The 20,396-nt window shown below is 50.1% G+C and carries 6 protein-coding genes; 4 read left to right on the forward strand and 2 right to left on the reverse strand.

Annotation, left to right across the window (positions count from 1 at the left end):
• Positions 1-14 precede the first annotated feature (14 nt).
• A complete protein-coding gene (locus tag BMZ54_RS21045) occupies positions 15-8,807 on the forward strand; it encodes a Tc toxin subunit A-related protein (protein WP_089916884.1) in 8,793 nt (2,930 codons plus the stop codon).
• A 3-nt stretch (positions 8,808-8,810) separates the two neighbouring features.
• Entirely contained in the window at positions 8,811-9,128 is a 318-nt protein-coding gene (locus tag BMZ54_RS21050; RefSeq protein WP_089916886.1) for a nucleotidyltransferase domain-containing protein, read from the forward strand.
• A 253-nt stretch (positions 9,129-9,381) separates the two neighbouring features.
• Here the strand turns inward: BMZ54_RS21050 and BMZ54_RS21060 are convergent, their stop codons facing one another.
• Complete coding sequence (locus tag BMZ54_RS21060) at positions 9,382-9,708, reverse strand: YegP family protein (protein ID WP_162277632.1); 327 nt, start codon at positions 9,706-9,708, stop codon at positions 9,382-9,384.
• A gap of 336 nt (positions 9,709-10,044) precedes the next feature.
• On the opposite strand from BMZ54_RS21060, the gene BMZ54_RS21065 reads away from it, so the two are divergent.
• Together BMZ54_RS21065 and BMZ54_RS21070 are read left to right on the forward strand one after the other, a co-directional pair.
• The gene (locus BMZ54_RS21065; protein WP_143081092.1) at positions 10,045-15,633 is read left to right on the forward strand and encodes a hypothetical protein; all 5,589 of its coding nucleotides are present in this window, start codon (positions 10,045-10,047) and stop codon (positions 15,631-15,633) included.
• 48 nt (positions 15,634-15,681) lie between these two features.
• The gene (locus BMZ54_RS21070; RefSeq protein ID WP_089916898.1) at positions 15,682-20,055 is read left to right on the forward strand and encodes a hypothetical protein; all 4,374 of its coding nucleotides are present in this window, start codon (positions 15,682-15,684) and stop codon (positions 20,053-20,055) included.
• Positions 20,056-20,138: 83 nt separating this feature from the next.
• On the opposite strand, the gene BMZ54_RS21075 is transcribed toward BMZ54_RS21070, so the two are convergent.
• Positions 20,139-20,393 carry a hypothetical protein gene (locus BMZ54_RS21075; RefSeq protein ID WP_089916901.1) on the reverse strand — a complete coding sequence of 85 codons (255 nt, stop codon included), beginning with the start codon at positions 20,391-20,393 and terminating at the stop codon, positions 20,139-20,141.
• Positions 20,394-20,396: the final 3 nt, after the last annotated feature.

A 20,396-nucleotide genomic window follows, 5' to 3' on the forward strand; every position in this document is an offset into this window, starting at 1 on the left:
CAAAAAAGATTATTATGGCTAATCCCGTTAACCTTCAAAAAGGCTTCCGTGGGCAACCGGTTACATCACTGCACAAGCAAATGAACAAGCTGGGGCTGGTCATCCACCCCAAAGAATATAAATCCGGTACGTTTGGCCCCGATACTTCGGCCAAGATCAGCGCTATACAAAGAAAGTATGGTATTAAACCAACCGGCAAGCTGGATGATGCAACGGCCACGGCTATCCGTAATGCCGTAGCTGCCGGCGATGTGGTGCAGGATGCCGTGATCAAGGGAAAGATAAGTGATGAGAACAGCAAGCCCGCCGTAGGTTATAAAGTAGAAGTATTTAAAGTGACCTTTACTGCCCGTACCAGCCTGGGAGTAGCCACCACTGCGGCAGATGGCGCTTACCAGGTTACCTATAAACCGGCCGGTGAAAGGGTGGATATCGTGATAGTAGTAACCAATCCCGCAGGCGTGCCGTATGAAACACCCACCATTTTTGCTGTAAGCCTGGAGCTGGAGCAGAATGTGGTATATGGCGGCGGTAAATACCTGGGCCGGTCTGAGTTTGAATCCTGGGTAGATATTTTGCAGAACAAGATCGGGAAAGATAAGGCCATTGCTTCCCTGGGCACAGGGCAGGACCCTGCCGCGTTTGAAAAGGATATCCTGTTCCTTTCAGGCGCATCCTCCATCACCACGCAAAAGCTGCTGTTCCTGATCATTGCACATAAAATAGAAGCCGTTAAAAAAGTACCCGCAAAAGTCATCTTTGGTTTCCTGCGGCAAAAACAGCCGGGCGATATGCCGGCCGATCTGCTGGCAGAAAGTAAGATAGCCGGGCTGCAGGCCGTAACGGATTTCATTTATTTCCGCATACTGTCTATTTCGCCGGAAATGCAGCAAAGAACATTACGCGCCGCAGTAGATATTAACAGCTTTCCTGTATCCCGCGTAATACCGCCTAATACCAAGCTAACGGTAGATGCAGTGATTGATGCGCAGATCGCTGATTTTGTAAAACAGCTGCAGGACCTGGAAACGGCCGAAGCCCTGAACATACCTTTCATTGTAGGTAAAACGCCTTTAAAAACCTTACTGGATATAGCCAAACTACCGGCAGAAAAACAGCAGCCGCTGGCAGGTTTGCTCACCAAACACGATGCAGCATTATCCCTTTTCTGGGATAAGGAAGAAGTGAAGAGAATGCTTACCCCGGAAGAAATAAAAAGTGTACGCACTACACTGGAAATAGGTTCCCTGGTAAAGAACCATCCGCCGGTATTAACAGCCATCAAAGCCCAGCTGGATGCAGATCCTAAAATGGAGATCGCAGATTTTGCAAAGTTCCTGCTGAAAGATTGGGTAGCCATTATTACCAAAGTGCACCAGCCGCCCGGCAGCCCCGGTTTCCCGGATAATATCAAGGATGGGCAAATGACGGATGCAGAAGCCATCAACATTTACGCCACCATCATAGATAGCAATTTTGACACTGCTTACCTTACCGCAGGCATCGCCAAAAAGCTGGCAGATGAAGCAGACTTTAACATACCTAACCGGGAAGAAACCGCCAAGTTCCTGGCAGCTAACCCGGACTTTGACCTGAAAAAAACAAACATAGATAGCTATCTCACTGACCCGGCTAATAAGGAAAAGCTCAATGGCCTGGACCCCGCTGTGCTGCGCATTCCGCTGAAACAGCTGCAACGTGTGCTGCGCCTTACGGATAATAAAGACACGCTGAAAACACTGCTGCATGATAATATTCACAGCGCCAAACAGATCTACCGCATGGGCCGCACCGTGTTCATGGACCGTTATGTGATCAAGGGCACCGAAGGGGAAGATACCACCGGCAAGCTCACGGCTACTGAAGCAGCCCGTGTATTTGAAATATCTGAAAAAAGCTATGCAGGCTCCGTAGCGTTGTTCTCCCAGCTGAACTATGCCTTTAACGTGGTGAACCCAGCAGCAGTAGGCAATTTTCTGGATGCAGCCAAAGACCAGCTAAAAGATAAGCTGGTAAATTTTCCAAACCTGGAAAAGCTGTTCGGCTCTAATGATTTTTGTGAGTGTGCGCATTGCCGCTCCGTATACAGCCCTGCAGCTTATATGGTGGACCTGCTGCAGTTCCTGAAAGAACGCAATACAACAGATAATAAACCTGTGCGGGATGTGCTGCTGGCGCGCCGCCCGGATATAGCCAGGCTAAAGCTGAACTGCGACAATACCAACACACCATTGCCCTACATTGATGTGGTGAATGAAATACTGGAAAGCGCAGTAGCCGGCGTGGCCGGCGGTTTCCAGACCATTGGCACCCAGGAGGAATTACGCGCCAACCCCGCTAACGTAATACCCGCTGCATATGATAAGCTGGCCAATCCACTAACGGCAACGGGTATACCCTTTGAATTGCCTTTTCACTTGTGGGAAGAGGAGGGCAGAGCTTACCTGGATCACCTGCAGATCTCCCGTTCCGCACTCATAGAAACCTTTAAACCGGTGAATAACCCGCTGAATGAGGATGCCTGGAAAAAACAAATGGCCGCTGCCTGGTTTGGCTGGCCGGGTATGTCGGCAGACCTGGTGGTGAATGATGCCGCCATTACACCGGTGGTAGACGCGTTATCCCTGCAAAAGAAAATATGGGGTACTGCCACGCTTACCGACATGAATAATGTACGTGCTTTCCTGGATCGTACCGGTCTTTCTTATGAAGAGATGTTAGCGCTGCTGAACATGCGTACTGTAAACGGTGGGCAGCTCATTACGATTGATGATGGAGGTACCTGTAATACACAGGTACATACTATAAAAACCATTGTAAAAGATGCCAATGATGTAGCTACTTTAAGCATTATCAATAAAGTATTGCGCCTGGTGAAAAAGCTGGGCTGGGCCATGTGGGAGGTGGATAAGGCGATCCAGTGCGCTAAGGTAGGCGCCGGCACGTTGAACATTGCTTTCCTGCACAACCTGCGCCTGTTTGATGCGCTGAAGAAACGACTGGCCTTACCGGTGGATCAGCTGCTGGCTTTTTATGAAAATATTGACTTCAGCTCAGGGGATGCTTTATATCAAAGGCTGTTCCTTAACAAGGCGGTGCTAAACCCGGTGAACGCGAATTTTGAGGTAGCGAAAGTAACCGCCGCACCGGTGCTTGCTAAAATAGATGATCAGGCAGTAGATAACCGCTCTGTGATCCTGGCAGGGCTGAACATTACAGAAGCAGATATGTTCAGCATTTTGCAATTGCTGAATATTCCGCCCGCAGCAACTCCCATCTACGAGCTGTCGCTGGCTAACCTGAGCCACTTATTCCGCTATAGCACTTTGGCCGCCGCATTGAACATCAGCATAAAAGAGCTTCTGGTTTTCACAAGCCTGCAGGGCGTGGTAAAACCATTTGACAGCCCGGATAGCACGCTGCAGTTCATTCAACAGTTTGAAACGCTGCAGGCCACCGGCATCACTATTCCCGAAGCGCAAACCCTGCTGAAATATTATCCCGCATCGCCATTAGCGCCTGCGGATAGCGTGATCACAGACCTCATTAACGGCTATCGTACCAGTATACGCATTATTAAAACAGAAGCGCAGCTGGCAGGTACCGCAGCGGCAGATGTGAAGCTGAAAGTAGAGAACCAGATCACACAATCCATCTCCGACTGGTTCACCATTGAAGTACCGGTACTGAAGAAGGTATTGTCCGGCTTAAAGCTGAGCGGCGTAAACAAGCTGCTGCTGGATATTCTGAACGATGACCGCCTTACTGCACCCTTGCCGGCCGACCCTAAAAAGTTCCAGTTTGAAACCAATAAGACCAACTTTGCAGACGTATACAAAACGCTGTACCTCTTGTACAAGATCGGTTTCCTGATCAGCAAGCTGCGTTTGAACGTGCGGGAAATGGAATGGCTGCTGGCTAATGCGGCCATCTTTAACCTGATGCCGCTAAGCGATCTGCCGGTAGCAGACGGCCAAACCACGGGCATCGACAAGCTGTTTAACATCAGCACCATCATAGGTTATAACAAACTATTCGCCCAGCAGGACCAGCTGGACTTTTTACAGGTGCTTTCCGGCGCTGCCGCAAACCCGCTGGATGTGCCGGCCTGGCTGGATGGCCTGGCATTGCTTACCGGCTGGGATAAGGCCGCCATTACAAAGCTGAACACCCTGCTGAAATTTGTGAATGCCGATTTCATAAAACCCGCTTACTACCAAACCTTATACAAAGTATTCAGCTGGTTAAGGATCACCGGCGTAGGGCCTGATAAGCTGGCAGAATGGTCTAAAGCGCAGGACCTGAATAAGGACAATGCACAGGCCATTAAGCTGGCTGTAAAAGCCAAATACAGCAATACACAATGGTTAAACATTACCCAGCCTATACAGGATGTGCTGCGGGAACAAAAGCGCGATGCGCTGTGCGCGTACATGCTGGCAAACCTGGCTACCCCCGCCAATAACTGGAAAACAAAAGATGATCTGTATGCCTGGTACCTGGTGGATGTGGAGATGAGCTCATGCCAGCTCACATCGCGCATGGTGCAGGCCAATGGCTCCATACAGCTGTTTGTACAGCGTGGTTTTATGAACCTGGAAGCCAATAACAAGGTGATCATCGACAGTGAAAAAGATCCGCAATGGAACCAGTGGAAGTGGATGAAGAATTACCGCATATGGGAAGCTAACCGCAAAGTGTTCCTGTACCCGGAGAACTGGATTGAGCCGGAGCTGCGCGATAACAAAACGCCCTTTTTCCAGGAGCTGGAAAATGACCTGCAGCAGAATGAGATCACCAATGAATCCGTGGAAACAGCTTTCATGAATTACCTGGAAAAGCTGGAAGCCGTATCGCGTCTGGATATTTGCGGTATGTACGAGCAGCAGAAAGGCCCGCAAAGTATTATGTATGTAGTAGGCAGAACCAAAGGTATACCACATAACTACTATATGCGCCAGTTCCTGAATGGCGACCGCTGGACCGCCTGGGAAAAGATTGATGCAGACATCACGGGTGAACATATTATGCCTGTAATGTTCAACAACAAGCTGCACGTGTTCTGGCCCGTGTTCATGGGCGAGCCCAAACCTAATATCACTATACCGCCCGCCGCAGCAGGTGCGTTACCCAACGCGCAGCCGGACAAATTCTGGAAGATCCAGATTGCGTGGACGGTATTCAAAAATGGTAAATGGCAGCCCAAGAAAATATCCAAGGAAATACTGCCCACCATCCACTACCGCCCGGATTACAGCTATCACCTGAAAACTACCAACTACGATAATTCCGGTGAGCTGCGTTTTCATTTGTACTACAGTGTATCGCCGGAGTTTGACGGCGCCGGCCAGTCGCCTGTAGGTAAGCAGCTGCGGCATATTTCCGAATTTGTTTTTAACGGCCTTACGTTTGAGCTGTTCAAAACAGACACCGCCAATACCGACATTTACGGTGAGCTGGGCCGCCAGGTGCAAACCCTGCCTGCCGGCTTTAAGCAGCCGGATTTTATTTTACCCACGGGTGTGCATCATAAATACAACGATCTGGTGAATGATGCCTATGGCAAACAACCCGTAGTAGCAAAAATTGCAGACGGCAACCGCCTGGATGATGGCGTGGTATTTAAAACATCGCGCACGCCCTTCTCACTGGTCATCCGCCACCAGGACAGCCAGTTTGATTCCCTGCATCCTTTTGTGTTCAAAGACCGCAAGCGCAGCTTCTTCATCAGGCCCACGGTGTATTATAAGAATGGTTCACAGTTCACAGTAACCAGGCCCGTAAGCAGCACTGCCGTGCAATACAGGGTAGGGTATGAGTGTTTTGCTTTCTATCATCCCATGGTGGAGCTGTTCATGCAAAAGCTGGCCGGTTTGGGGGTAGATGGTATCTTAAACCGCGCTACCCAATTGGCAAATACAGGCTTTGATTTTAAAACGGAGTACGGCGCAACTTCGCTCATCAAAGGTCTGTATCCAAAGGAAACCGTTGACTTTAACATGAGCGGCCCTTATGCTATTTATAACTGGGAACTGTTCTTCCATATTCCATATTTCATTGCCAATAAGCTGAGTCAGAACCAGCGTTTTGATGAAGCATACCGCTGGTACAACTACATCTTCAACCCCGCAGGTACTTATCATACCGATCCGGTTACGCATGCAGAAATACCAACTCCACAGCGGTACTGGATCACGCGGCCATTTTATGAAACCACTTCTGCACAATATTACCAACAGCAGATAGAGAACCTGATGCTGCAGATCTCTAAAACCAATTCTGAGCTGGAAAAGCAGGTAGATGAATGGCGCGATAATCCTTTTAACCCCCACCTGCTGGCGCAATACCGCACTGTAGCTTATCAGAAGAACATTGTAATGAAGTTCATTGACAACCTATTGAGCTGGGCCGATAATTTGTTCAGCCAGGATTCAATGGAGTCTGTGAACGAAGCTACGCAGCTGTATGTAATGGCCGCCGTGCTGTTAGGCCCCCGGCCAAAGATCATTCCATCCAAAGCGCCTTTGTTCGAAGAAACATACGAATCGCTGGAACCTAACCTGGATGAGTTTTCCAACGCGCTGGTAGAAACAGAGAATTTTGTACCCGTAAATAAAACCGGCGCCGTAGTAGATTCACAGCGGGTGAACCTGCCGGATGTAGATACTTTGTATTTCTGCATACCGCATAACGATAAGCTGCTGGATTACTGGGATAAGGTAGCAGACCGTTTGTATAAGATCAGGCATTGCCTGAACATAGAAGGTGTGTTCCGCCAGCTGGCATTGTTCCAGCCGCCTATTGATCCGGCATTGCTGGTAAAGGCCGCAGCCGCAGGTATTGACCTGGGCAGTGTAATGGAAGATGCCGGTGTGAATGCACCCATCTACCGTTTCAACATCATCTTATCCAAAGCGCAGGAGCTGTGTAATGATGTAAAAGCATTAGGCGGCGCGCTGTTATCTGTGCTGGAAAAGAAAGATGCAGAAGGCTTGTCCCTGCTGCGCGCTACACAGGAAATAAAAGTGCTGGAAGCTAACCAGTACATCCGCAAGCAGCAGATCAGCGAAGTGAAAGAGCAAATAGAAGGATTGAACCGCAGTAAGATAACCATAGAAGCCCGGCGCGATTATTTTGCCAGCCGTAGTAAAGTATTGCCACAGGAGCAATTGAATATTGATAAGCTGAATGAAGCGCAAACCTTTCAGGAAGCCGCACAGGGCGTACAGCTGGCCGCATCGCTCATAGCCCTTATCCCGGATATTGACCTGGGCGTATCAGGCTTTGGCGGCAGCCCGCTGGCCAAGTTCAAGTTTGGCGGTTTAAACCTGGCGCAGGCCGCAAAAGCTTCAAGCGATGTGTTGTCATTCCTGTCGCTTATGAGCCAGCATTCCTCTAACATGGCTGGCATCAAAGCCGGCCATGAACGGCGCTGGGAAGAATGGCAGCATCAGATAGATATGGCTAACAAAGAGCTGGACCAGATAGAAAGCCAGATCACCGCAGCTGAGATCCGCCTGAATATTGCCACCCGCGAATTGGATAACCTGGGCCTGCAGATCAGCAATGCACATGCAACGGATGAATACATGCGGGGCAAATACACTAATCAGCAATTGTATGATTGGATGATCACGCAGATCTCTGCCACTTATTTCCAGAGCTATAAAATGGCCTATGAAGTAGCCAAGAAAGCAGAGAAGGCCTACCGCTTTGAATTAGGCCTGCAGGATTCTGATTTCATCAGCTTTGGTTACTGGGATAGTTTGAAGAAAGGATTGCTGTCAGGTGAAAAGCTGCACTATGATCTGAAACGTCTGGACATTGCTTACCTGGATCAGAACAAACGTCAGTACGAAATAACCAAGCATATTTCACTGGCTAACCTGGCCCCGCAAAAACTGGCAGACCTGAAGAATAAAGGCACCTGCGAAATACCCCTGGCTGAAATGCTCTTTGACCTGGATTATCCCGGTCACTATATGCGGCGTATTAAATCCGTAAGCATTTCCATTCCCTGTGTAACAGGGCCGTACACCAGCATTAATGCAACGCTTACATTGCTTACCAATAGCTTCCGTACTAAAACAGATCTGCAGCCGGCCAGCCTGGTGCAGGACTTTGCAGCCATACAATCCATCGCAACCAGCGGCGCACAGAACGATAGCGGTTTGTTTGAGCTGAACTTCCGCGACGAACGTTTTCTGCCGTTTGAAGGCGCAGGCGCTATCAGCACCTGGCGTTTGGATATGCCAAAAGAATGTAACCAGTTTGATTTTAACACCATTGCAGATGTGATCATTCACCTGAAATACCAGTCACGTGAAGGCGGCAGCGCTTTCAAACAAACCGTGATGCAGCAGGTGGTGACCAAGCTGCCGAAAGAAGGTTATCTGTTGCTGGATGCCAAGCATGAATATGCAAGCGCATGGTATAAGTTCCTGCACCCGGAAAACAATGCAGATCAGCAGCTGGACATTGCGCTTACCAAAGACCGCTTCCCCTTCTTTACCCGCAGCCTGAATGTGAAGATCAGTAACATTACCTGTTACGGCTATATGGATAATATGGATGAATACAAGATCCAGGTGAAACCTTTGTTTGGCGATGCAGATGCCGATCTGCTCACCGCCGCCAGGGTAGCAGGGGAGCAGTGGCATATTGCGGATAAAGCGCTGCCTGCGCCCGCCGCATTGGCCCCGCTGCAAATTAAGATCAAAAAAACAGCTGCTGCCAGCTACAAATTATTAACGGAAGATGAGATCAAAGAAATGTTGATCGTGATCAAATACCAGGTGAACAGTTAACGTATGATCGATAGCTTTATAGACACCATTACCAACCGACTGATACAGCGTTATGATCCGGATAAGATCTACTTATTCGGATCATACGCCAAAGGCGTGCAAACCAGTAAGAGTGATATAGATATACTGGTGATCAAACATAGCGACCTGCCCAAACACTTGCGGGGACTGGATATCCGGCGTACGTTCTATTCTTCCGTAACAAGAGTGGACTGTTTGTTCTATACACCGGAAGAGGTTGCAAATGAGCTGCGCACACCGCATTCATTCATTGCAGTTATTTTAAGATCAGGGAAAATTTTGTACGAGAAAAAGTTGTGAGTAATTATAAATGTAGTATCTTTGAATTACTACAAAAGGACAGCATGGTTGCTGTGATAAACGCCCCGAAGGTCACTTATCTCAACGGGTTCAAACCCCGGAAGTCCTCAGCTTTTGACAAACAAACAAGACAAGCATTTTTTAATTTTATTGCATTTTTTTTCATTTTATTTTAGTTGTACACATTCGTCCCCGTTCTTCACAAGAGTGCGGGGGCTTTTTTTTGCGGTCGTCATGCTATAGAGGATTAACTTTACTGTTCTACCGTAACTGCATCATGCGCCTCAGCCTCAATACTCTTAATCGCAGCATTCCTGTCCGCCGGATTGGCGAATAATACACTCTTCGCAATTGCTTTCCCATTCGCGGCTTTTATAACGAAGTAGAAATGGTCGTCTGCGGACTTCATTCGCTCAAATTTGTTGTCGTCCCTCGCTACTGCCTTTAACGCTTCTATGCCTGTATTGCAGGCAGCCTTGGTATGGAATGCTTCGCTGGAAAGGATAGTGTCCCCGGTTTCTGTTTTCAGATCAAAGAAGAACTGATGATGCTTGCCAGTTCTGATAATAAATTTACACATGGAATTTGGGTTTGAATGTTGCTGAATATAACATTTTTCCGGGAAACTTCGTGGATTTAACTGGTTGCCACTAAGGATCGGCCTTTGGTATAACAGATCTCCCGCCTGCTGGTTCCCGTTATGTGTTGGCATCATACCGTATAATGAAGTGACAGCTGTGTAGAATGAGGTCTTCAGCAAGTTTATAATGCCGGTAAGCGTATTTCACGATTTTCATTTATTTTTTTCTTTTCCTCAGAAATATTTGTAGTTTTAAATCAAGTTCGGAATTGCTACCCCAATAGACAGGCTAACACTGAATACCCCAAATTCTCATTCCATTTAATCAAGGACACCATGACGGAACCCCAATTAACGTCGTTGCTGGAAGGCATTACCGGCCATTTGCATGCTGCTACGCCGGAGCAGGAAAAAGCATTACAACAGGCCCGCCGGCGCATAGCCGCATCCCTGGTGCATAGCGACGATACAGGTAGTGAGCAGCTCTTTGCCAACTCAGATCTTTATGCCCGGGAAAAGATCAGCGCTGCCAATCTTGATAACATTGCAGCTATTGCCAAACAGGCATCCCAACAACAAACAGATGATGGTTTACGCGTGTATGTACGCACCGTACCGGTACGCAGCGCCCAGCTGTCAGGCAGTGTGCCCGAATGGGCTGCAGGCGCAAAAGCCGTTGATACCATGGGACCTTTCCTTAATAATGAAGGCAGGGAAATATGGATCGATGTGTACCGCGTAGTAAAGCTCATTACATTATATATGGGCACACAGCCGGTATTATTGTTCTCCGCATCTGTAGGCCGTGTGGTGCCTATTGGCACTGCTGCCAGCAACTATACCATTGTAGCCGGCAGCATGTGGATCAATGCACGGCTGCTTTCCTCCACTGCGCCCGTTGACCGCTTTGTGGGGGTAAAGGTAAAAGGCGGTACGCTGAAACTAAGTCTTGCGCCAACCCTGCAGAATGGTAAGATCACCCTGAACCCCAGCACCAGCATGGACTTTGCCCTGCAGCTAGTACAGGATGCGGATGATGGTGCAGCAGGTACATCCGTCTATGGCAGTGATGCGCGTGCAGCTAAATACCAGCTGCCGGATGCCTGGAACTTTACCTGGAACGGCAATACAAAACGTATTTCCACCATGACCATCGGCAGCGCGGTGTGTGAGCTGTATGGCAGCTCCCTTAAATTTGATTACCAGCCCGTACCTAACCCGGCCCTCATCTATAACGATACTTTTCATCAAATACTGGTACCCTGGAAAGCCAGTGTAGCAGAGCTTTCCATTACATCCAGCAAAAGCCCCTTTGTTACTTTTTCCGGTACAGCGCCTGTGTTAAATAGTTACTGGAGCCTGCCGGCAGCAGTACTGGATGTAAATAACCCGCTGGAAGCAGAAGGCAACGGCGGCCTGTTATTACAATGTGATGCAGGCCTGCGGGCTGTATGGACCAACCTACAGGAAGAAGATGTTCGTTTAACCCAGCCTGTTATAGCAGGCGCACCGGGCGCAATTGTGATCATTGACCTGTTATCCGATATCACCGGGGCTTCCCAGCACCTGGATCTCTGGAAAGATGCACAGCACCCGCGCCGTTCTTCCGTTGACCTCACATTCACCGCTAATTCCCCTTTCTTTTACAGCAGCAACAGCCCGCAGGCACAGGAGTTTGTGAGCACCGTATGTAACAGTGATTTTAAAACAGACCGGCCGGTAAAGGTGAACGGGGAAGTGTTTGATATCCGTTCCCGCTCATCGCTGCTGATGCTGGGCGCCAGTGATACCCGCCGTTTAATTTATTTGTATGATGATAACATTATTGCCGATAATACCATTGCCACAGCAACCGCAGCGCCGGTTATAAAACCGGTAGCCATTGCGCTGGAAAATGCCGTGTTCACCGTATCCCCGGTGAATGCATGTTTGTTATTCGGTGAGTGTAATGAAACCTGGCAGCAGGTAACCCGTGCCAACTTTTTTTTGGCGTTTGTACTGTACCGTTACCTGCCTACCTTACCCGATCCTTACGTAGGCAACCTGCGCACCTGGGAGCGTTTGTTTGGCCGGGAAGCCGGTACCCGCAGCAACCTGGCAGCCACACCCATCAGCATGCTGCTGTGCGCCGTGAGATACAGTCCCATTGACCAGGAAACAGATGATGTGAATACCGGTTTCCACTTTGGCGCATTACCTCCGGGTGATATTGTCAACCTGCCTGGTACCCCGGCAGCAGTACCCACACCTGCGCCCACGCCGGCACAGAACGCCAATATGCTTACCCGCAGCGCCGCGCTTAGCCGTAATGCAAGGTTAACTGTTACGCCGCGGGCATTAAAATCTTTTGGCGCAGTTAGCACCGCCGTAAAAATTAATGCCGCCTCTTTAGAAAAAGTAAGTGCAGAAAATAATGCCTTCCTGGAAAAGCTAACCCTGCGCCCGGACTTTACCGCTACCATACCAGACAAGCAGCAACCTGCACTGGATACTACGCTGGACGGACAAGCCTTACAGGGCCAGATCGCAGAAGCCAACAAGGGATATACCTACGGCAACCTGTGGGACAATGCCATTGTAGGCAACCGACTGAATGCAGAACCCTTTGCCCTGCTGGATGTGAGCAGCAATGCCAATCAGTTAGGCATCAGCGTTAGCGGGCAAATGATCATTGTGAAAACAGGTACCGTGGTGCCGGGCACGCCGGGCATTGCCGGTGCCGCTGTGAATGAAGCCGCGGTAGTAGCCACCAATACCGGTTTTCCGTTCATTGTGGAAGGCATGCAGGTAAAAACACCAGGTGTGCTGGTACGTTCCTTTACGCTGCCGCAATTTGCCTGGGAGCCGGTTATTAACCTTACACCGCCGGACCGGGATAACCCGCTGGACAATACCTCGCCCAAGCTGCCCATGGACCCCGAAGCAGGGTTTATGTACTTCCCGGATGATGGCGGTCCTACCCGCATCTGGAACAACAACCCCAAACCCGTGGCCCTGGCGCCTATACCGGTAGTAAATTCTTTGCTGGATGAGTTTAAGAACAACCCGCAGAATTTCACCGTATCCGCCTTTACGCTGCCATTTGGTTTAAAGGCGATCAATTATGTATCCAAACACTTTATAGAACCGCAAAAGCCGGATATGGCCAATATACGGCCCGTATTCCGCAAGCAGGCAGATGGCACCTACAAGTTGCAGGGCGGCATACAGCTGCGCATGACAGCCGGCACCTTTGGTAAAACCGATCCGGAGCTGGGCAACGATTCGCCGATGTTCCCGGGATATGTAGTGCAGCTGAATAACCTGTTAAACGTTGTGGGCCAGCCCACGGTAGGCAGCAACCTGGGGCATCGCGTAACGGAAATATTCAATAATGAATTTCTGACCGGTGTGCTCAGCTTATCCAACCTTATAAAAGATTCCAGGGGCGTGCCCGTAAGCCGTATGGATATTACCGGCTACGGCGCCAGTATGTTCAGTAACTGGCTAAGCCCCTCAGCTGCTATGGCCCAAACCAGCCAGGCGCGCTTTGATGTGATGCTGGGCCGCACCGCTCATGAGGTGATCCAGGTAAGAAGCATTTTGTATCCCTGGGGCATCCGCGTGGTGCGCACCATTACCCTGTTCCGTACCGGCACTGGCTATGTGTACCGCACAGACAGCGGCTGGAAAGCAGAGAGCGACGGCAAGTTTGATTTCTCTTACCGGTATAAAAAGAAAGGGGTGGACCCATACACCACCAACCCCAATGATTTTGTAACAGAGCATGAGCCTTATGAATTTCATCCCGGTATTATCAAAGGCCTGTTCAATGTGCGCAACATCAAGGATGCGCCATCTGTAGCAGAGTATACAGATACCAATGATATACCCAATGGCGCTGATTACCTCAATGGTATTAAAGGCCAGATCTATACCAATACCACCGGCAATACCCTGCACGAACCCGTAAAATGCGGCGGTGTATATTTTGATGCGGATGTGGAAATAGAGAATGTAGTGCAGGGACATATTGAGCACCGCGTGGTATCTAAGAAAATATTGGGTTATGTGCAGGTAGCGCCTGCCGGTAAACCGCTGACCGTAGACCAGCTGCGGGAGCTGCTGGCCTTGCAGAACGATAGCATTGGCGGCGACCTGGATTGCGTGGTGGATATTAACAACAGCGATCAGCAGATGCGGCTAAACCGCTTTGATGTGAACCCCTCTGTAGATGCCGGTGGCAACAAGGTATTTGTAGTAGCTGCACGTGGTAATGTGTTCCTGCCGAAAGACGGCAGCTGGGCCATGATAACGCATAATGCCGGCACAGGCGATGTAACGCCGCTGCCCACCGGTACCACGGTACCGCTTATACGTACCGGTAAATGGAAAAAAGATGTAGTGGTGGATCCTGCAGTGGTTACCAGCCAGTTATTACGCATTGCCCATCCGCTGGAAATACTGCGCGCGCCAGGTAGCAGCACGATTAACTTTGGCTACCTGCAAAGCACGGCCACGCAAAAAGCATTGTTCCTTACACCAGCTTATGGCAAGCTGCAAAAAATGCTGCTGAGTAAAACACCGCCCATTTTTGCAGATGCTTACCGCCTGATGACCGGCAACGGCATTTTCCCCAACATTGGCAACGCCATAGATAATTTCGGCAAGGCCATGCCTATGCTGAATGGGATAGACAGCGCCGGCAATGCAGCTGTGGCTTTTGTTACCAATGCCTTGTCAGATGGGGGCACACAGGTGCTGGAGCTGTTAAAGGTAGAAGCGGAAAAAGTAGGCGAAGCCGTAGTGAAACAGGGTATGAACCTGTTGCAGAAAGGCATTGACGGCCTGGTGGATAAAGCCATGAACTTTGATATACCACCGTTTGATATACCGCTGGTAGATACGGAAGCCCTGCGTATTTACATTCACTACGCCACCACCAAGAAAAAAACACATCCCCAGCCGGATAGCGCTTACGGCGATGGCAAGCTGAATTTTGATGTGGATTCTTTTGCCAGCGATATGGGTAAACAATGGAAAAGCCGTTTAAACAATCTCTCCATGATCGTGGACCTGGGCGATATGAAAAAGCTCATGACCATCAAAGGGAACTTTGATGCCAGCAAGAACAAGGAGAGTGGCTATGAAGGCGGCGATAGCGGCATAGGCCTGCCGGTGCCGGAAATTGAGTTCAGCGATGCGCTGCAGCCGGTAATAGATATCCTGGAAGTGCTGGCGCAGCTGAGCCAGGGCAATTATGCAGAAGCCATGAAACGCGGGCTTAAGATTGCCATGAGCAACAGCGGTGAAATATGGGAATATAAATTTGAAGCCACCAAAGACATTCCGCTGGTACGCTTTCCGCCAACCGACGAGCTGTATAACAGCGCGCAAACACCTTTGAAGCTGGAAGCCTCTTTAGGTATAGGTGTGTACTTTAACGCCGCATTAAAGGTTACTACTGATCCCGGGCAGCTGTTGCCCACAGCAGGCGCTTTCCTGAAATTCCATGGCGGCCTCAGTGTAATGTGTATGTCCGTAGGCGTGGGCTCCATTTTTGCCCAGGGCTCTGTGGATGTAAAGATAGCCTGCGATACCAAGGTAGGCCCCAACCTTACGCTGGCTTTTGCTTTTGGCGTGCAGATAGTAGTAAGCCTGCCGGTGGTAGGCCATGCCAGCGTAACCTTTATGGTAGGTATTGAAATGTATGCAGATAAGGATAAGGTAGTGATCACCGCCATGATGCTGTTCCGCGGAAACGCAGAGCTGCTGGGGGGCCTGGTATGTGTGACCATCAGCATAGAAGCCAAAGGGATTGTAGAAAAGACCGGCGATAAAACAGAAACCTCCGCACAGGTAACCTTTGCGCTTGACATCAGCATTTTCCTCATCATCGATATCAGCTTTTCAAAAACCTGGGGTGAGGACCGGCAGATTGCATAAGCGCCGCCATACATCACCTCCTAATCATTCATTACAAAAACAGCACACATGGAAGCTAAGAGAAGATATACAGTAATGGTGTTTCCCCAGGGATTTGACGGGAAAAAATTAGCCCTGAACATTGTATTGATCCCCCGCAACCAGGACCCGTTCACCCCTTATGCCACCGGCTTACCAGCCCCGGATGACAATGCCACACCCTTTGCCGACCTGGTACCACAGTTTGAAATAGGCGTGGTAAAAGGCCTGGATGAATGGCCTTTAAGCAATGCCACCGCAGCAGGCCGTGTGCCGGTGAAAATACCGGTAGCCATCGCAGCAGCGGCCAACAAAAAAGCATTGCTGCAGGCTATTGCCGCTGACCTGGGCGCAAAAATAAACGTAGATAACACCACCGATAAAGCAGAAGCAGTGATCCCCGAATCAACCAGCGTGCGCAAGTACCTGCCGCTAAGCTACCGGGAATCCTTCAACTTCACCAGTCCCCGCCATCCCAATGCCCGTACGGATGACAGCTATCATTGCGCGATCCGTAAAGACACCAAGAAGAAACCCGGCTGGGCTACTAAAGATGATCTGAGCTGGGGCCAGGTGTTTGCTCACATCCTGCGACAGCCCCTGCTGGCAAGGGCTTGCGGAATGATCTACCAAACAGAGGTATCTGTGGAAGATAATGCCGCGTTGTTTGAAAAAGGTTGTTACCTGTATGCCGACCTGGTGAATGCAGACTATGTACCCATTCAGAATGCATTGCTGGAAGATGCAGACGGTCCTTTTGTAAAACGCTATGCCGCCCGCATTCCGAAGCTGAAGGTAGATACGCCAAGGCCCGTATTTGCACCGTTATTGTTCCCGGTGTTGTACCGCAAAACCATTGATGCAGTAGACCCTGAGCCCAAAGGGGAGTGGGACAAAATTTTTGCAGAGCTGAATGAATACAACGATGGTTTTGCCAAGATCGTGCATGTAACCCAACCCGTGAGCAGCAACCTGCTAAGCGAACAGCAGGACGGCGCACACCCGGTAAAAGACGCAGGCATACGCCTGGCCTGGGACGATGAGCAGATCCTGATCTGGTACATTCGCCAGCTGGCTCAGAACCCGCTGGAGCCGGGTAAAAGGGTAGATGCACCTTTAGGCGTTTTCGGCTACCGGATAGACGTGAAACAGGAAGGCGTGGATGCCTGGAACAGCCTGAACCTGGTGAGAAGCAAGCAATCCTATAACATAGGCGGCGCCAGTGTAGGCAATGCCGCCAATGAAGAAGTGGAGCTGCCCTTCCAGGTATTTCCTACCCAGCCGGATAATAATACTGCCGGCGCTTACTGGCTGCCCATGTATTTTACCAACTGGATAGGCAAAAGCCTGGTGCTGAAAGATCATGACGCAGTGCTCATTTACCAGAATGAGCAGGGGGTAATAAAAGACGATGGTGGTGATATAATAGCACAGCAAAATGTGCCGCCGGATAATTTGTTTGATGAAGTAGCTACTGCCGCCAAACTCCTATACGGCAATACTTACGAGTTCCGCGTACGTATGCAGGACATCAGCGGCGGCGGCCCCGCCATAGGAGAGGAGCTGTTTAACAACGCAGCATCGCCAACGGCTAAACGCCTTTTTAAAAGATACATAGCGCCCGGCCTTTGCCGCATAGATAAACCCGCGCAGCTGATCAGCACACAGGTTGATTATTTCAATGAATCTGTTGATGAAGCTAACGTACATACTTTTGATGCCAGCCCGGTATTGCATATACGCCGCCCGCTGCTGAACTACCCCGCAGTGGTATTTACCGGTAAATACCAGGCCGCCGGGCAGGACCCCGTGCAGCTGCTCATACAATCCAATGCAGCGCAGGGCGAAAGTAAAACCCCTGCCATTGCCGACCCGGATGTAGTGAAGGCTGAGGTAAAAGTAGAAGTGGAAACCCTGCGCCTGGACAATCTTTTAAGCGATAGCGGTGAAGAGAACTATGTAACCTTGTACCGCACCACGCGCGCTTTTCCTGCCGGCTTTGACGATGAATTAACACTGCCCGTTGTTTTTCATGATATAGCTTCCCTGAACCTGGGTAACCTGGATGATCCGTTTAATGATGCCACGCTGAACAAGCCGGCCATTGATGCCATGACGGATATTCCCTTACCCACAGCAAGGCGTATACGCGTAACCGTGCGTGGTGTATGCGAGGGCGACAGCGCTTATTATGGCTTTATTAATGATGCCAATCCCGACCTGGATAGCCGTTACGGCAAAACCACGCAGTTCCGTTTTTACAAGGAATCCGGCACAGAAGCAAACCTGCTGCTGCCCAAAGCCAATGTAACACCAGTACAGGGGGTGTACCTGCAGCCCGATCCGCCTTATGTGAATGATGGCACCATTGCTTCCCTGTTCTTCATCCGCGAAAGTGCGGACCGTATGCCGGATATGGTGCAGCGCCTGGCGCAGCAGCTGGGCGTGGTATCACGCAATCTTACATTGGTAGGCAAAAAAGGAGAGCGGGTGGTATTTGGCTGCAATAACAAGATCCGCCACCATCTGGCGCCGGATCATAGCAGCATTACGTTTTCGTCCAAAGGGGATCTGTCTAACCACTGGATAGGCTGTGTGGTATACCGCCTTAACCGCGACTGGAGCTGGGATGCGCTGCAGGATGTTGGTTTTACCATTAGCCGTAAAAAGAAGTTCAAACATGATACCGAAGCGGAAGCTGAAGTGCTGGATGTGCTGGGCGATATAGAGCTGAAACACTATGCCTCTTTTGAATCCCTGATCCCGGACGAGTTTGGGATAGTGAACCGCAACAGCACCACGCTGGTGTTCATTGATGCTATTGAACCTAAAACCGCGCTCAAACAATCCAACGGGCAGCTGCGCTTCCCGGATGAGCTGCAGGTAACGTATACGCTTACACCTAATTTTAAACCTAACCACGGCGCGCCCGCCACCTTTACACAGGAACAGCTGGACCTGCCGGCAACCGTAATACCGGCGCAGGTGCCAAAGATCGCCAGTGTGGGTATAGCATTTTCGCCTTACCGTAAAAATGAAAGGTACAGCGCCACAGAACCACGGCAGCGTTATTTGTGGGTAGAGCTGGAAGAACCGGTAGCAGACCCGCATGATACGGTTTTCTGCCGCCTGCTGCAATATGCGCCGGACCAGATGCTGAGCAACAATATCGGCATTGCCAATGATGTAACAGAAGACCCGCCGCTGCCCATTGACCCGGAATATACCCGCAGCATTGCGCCTAACCAAACGGATGATATGGCCGGCCTGAGCGCCATGCAGGCCATGGAAAAAGCCAGCGATAATGATAATGTGCACTACCTGCTGCCGCTGCCCCCGGGCCTGCATGCAGAAAGCGCTGAGCTGTTCGGCTTTTTTACATACGAGTTCCGTATGGGACACGGGCATTGGAGTAATGCGGAAGATAATAAGGAAAACCTGTGGAGCACTGCCCAGGGCCGCTTTGGCCGTCCCTTGCGTGTAACGGGCATTCAGCATCCTGCGCCTACTTTGCTGTGCAATGTAGACCGTGATAAAGATCGTGTGTATGTAAATGCGCCTTATGCAAAAGCTGTGTGGAAAGGTAAGGATGTAACACCGGACCCGCCCCGCACGCAAATGCACGCTGTATTATATGCACAGGTGAAACAGGCCGATGGCCTGGCCTACCGCAATATTCTGCTGGATGAAAAGCTGATGCAGCTCTCACGGCCTCCGGTGGTGAAAATACCTGACCGCGATTTTGGCGTGTTGTATAACGCCGGCCGCCAGGAGCTACACCGCTGGACAGTAGAGCAAACCGACGAACCTGCGCGTGCAGGTGTGCTGCTCACTAACCTCACCATGCTGAATGAAGTAAATACCCTGCGCCTGGATCCCGTAACCCAGCGCAAGCTGGACCAGGTGATCCAGGAACGTGCAGCCGGTAAGGTAGTTGACCTGGACCGGGATACCTCCCGTAAGTTGTTAAAGGCTTATGATGCGCTGCAGGATGCGCCGTTGAAAGTAACGCCGCTGGCTACACAAAGCTTTACCACGGCCTCACTGGTTGCCGGTGCGCTGGTAGCTATTTTTAAAGACCAGGTAAAAACAGCCACCATCACCTGGGAGAATAAGGAAATAGCTGCGCTGCTCATGGCCCTGGGGCTTCCGGAAGATTCGCCATTAAGTGTGCTTACGGTAGAAGTGTTTGGCAACATCACCAGCCTGTATGAGCATATCGGATTATCACTGCCTGAGATCAAGAAGCTAACGGCCAATAACCCGCAGGTATATGCTGCTATTGAATCCCGGCAGCTGCAAAGCCAGTATGCGCTAACGAATGCGCTGGGTAAGTATAGGATCTTGCGTACATCGCCGTTGACGGAGGTGCCGTTTGTGTGCTGCCCTACGTGTGCGGAGTAATTATATGTATTTGTTCAATAGAAAGAGGCTACTCACTTGAGCTGCCTCTTTTTGTTTTTAATTATGTTTTTCAACGAAAGATCTTAACAGTGGTCTGGCACCGGTATGTCATTCACTGCCACCAGCTTATCCAGCCTTATTACCTGCCCGTTATCCAGCCGCATATATTCTACCTTATGCGCAGTGTACACATCTTTAATAATAGCTGAAATTTCCTGCTGTTGGTCATTTTCATCCCGGTACAGGATGCGGCAAACGGTACGCAGGGTAGCCCAGGCTTCCAGGCGGTCGTAGTAGTTGCAGTCAATAGGCAGGTATGGTAGTTCCGGTGTTTGCATAAG

It is taken from the genome of Chitinophaga rupis (assembly GCF_900109685.1).
Classification (GTDB): domain Bacteria; phylum Bacteroidota; class Bacteroidia; order Chitinophagales; family Chitinophagaceae; genus Chitinophaga; species Chitinophaga rupis.

Excerpts from the sequence above, each read along its gene's own strand:
- BMZ54_RS21045 (WP_089916884.1), top strand. The coding sequence starts at position 15 with ATGGCTAATCCCGTTAACCTTCAAAAAGGCTTCCGTGGGCAACCGGTT.
- BMZ54_RS21050 (WP_089916886.1), top strand. The coding sequence starts at position 8,811 with ATGATCGATAGCTTTATAGACACCATTACCAACCGACTGATACAGCGT.
- BMZ54_RS21060 (WP_162277632.1), bottom strand. The coding sequence starts at position 9,708 with ATGTGTAAATTTATTATCAGAACTGGCAAGCATCATCAGTTCTTCTTT.
- BMZ54_RS21065 (WP_143081092.1), top strand. The coding sequence starts at position 10,045 with ATGACGGAACCCCAATTAACGTCGTTGCTGGAAGGCATTACCGGCCAT.
- BMZ54_RS21070 (WP_089916898.1), top strand. The coding sequence starts at position 15,682 with ATGGAAGCTAAGAGAAGATATACAGTAATGGTGTTTCCCCAGGGATTT.
- BMZ54_RS21075 (WP_089916901.1), bottom strand. The coding sequence starts at position 20,393 with ATGCAAACACCGGAACTACCATACCTGCCTATTGACTGCAACTACTAC.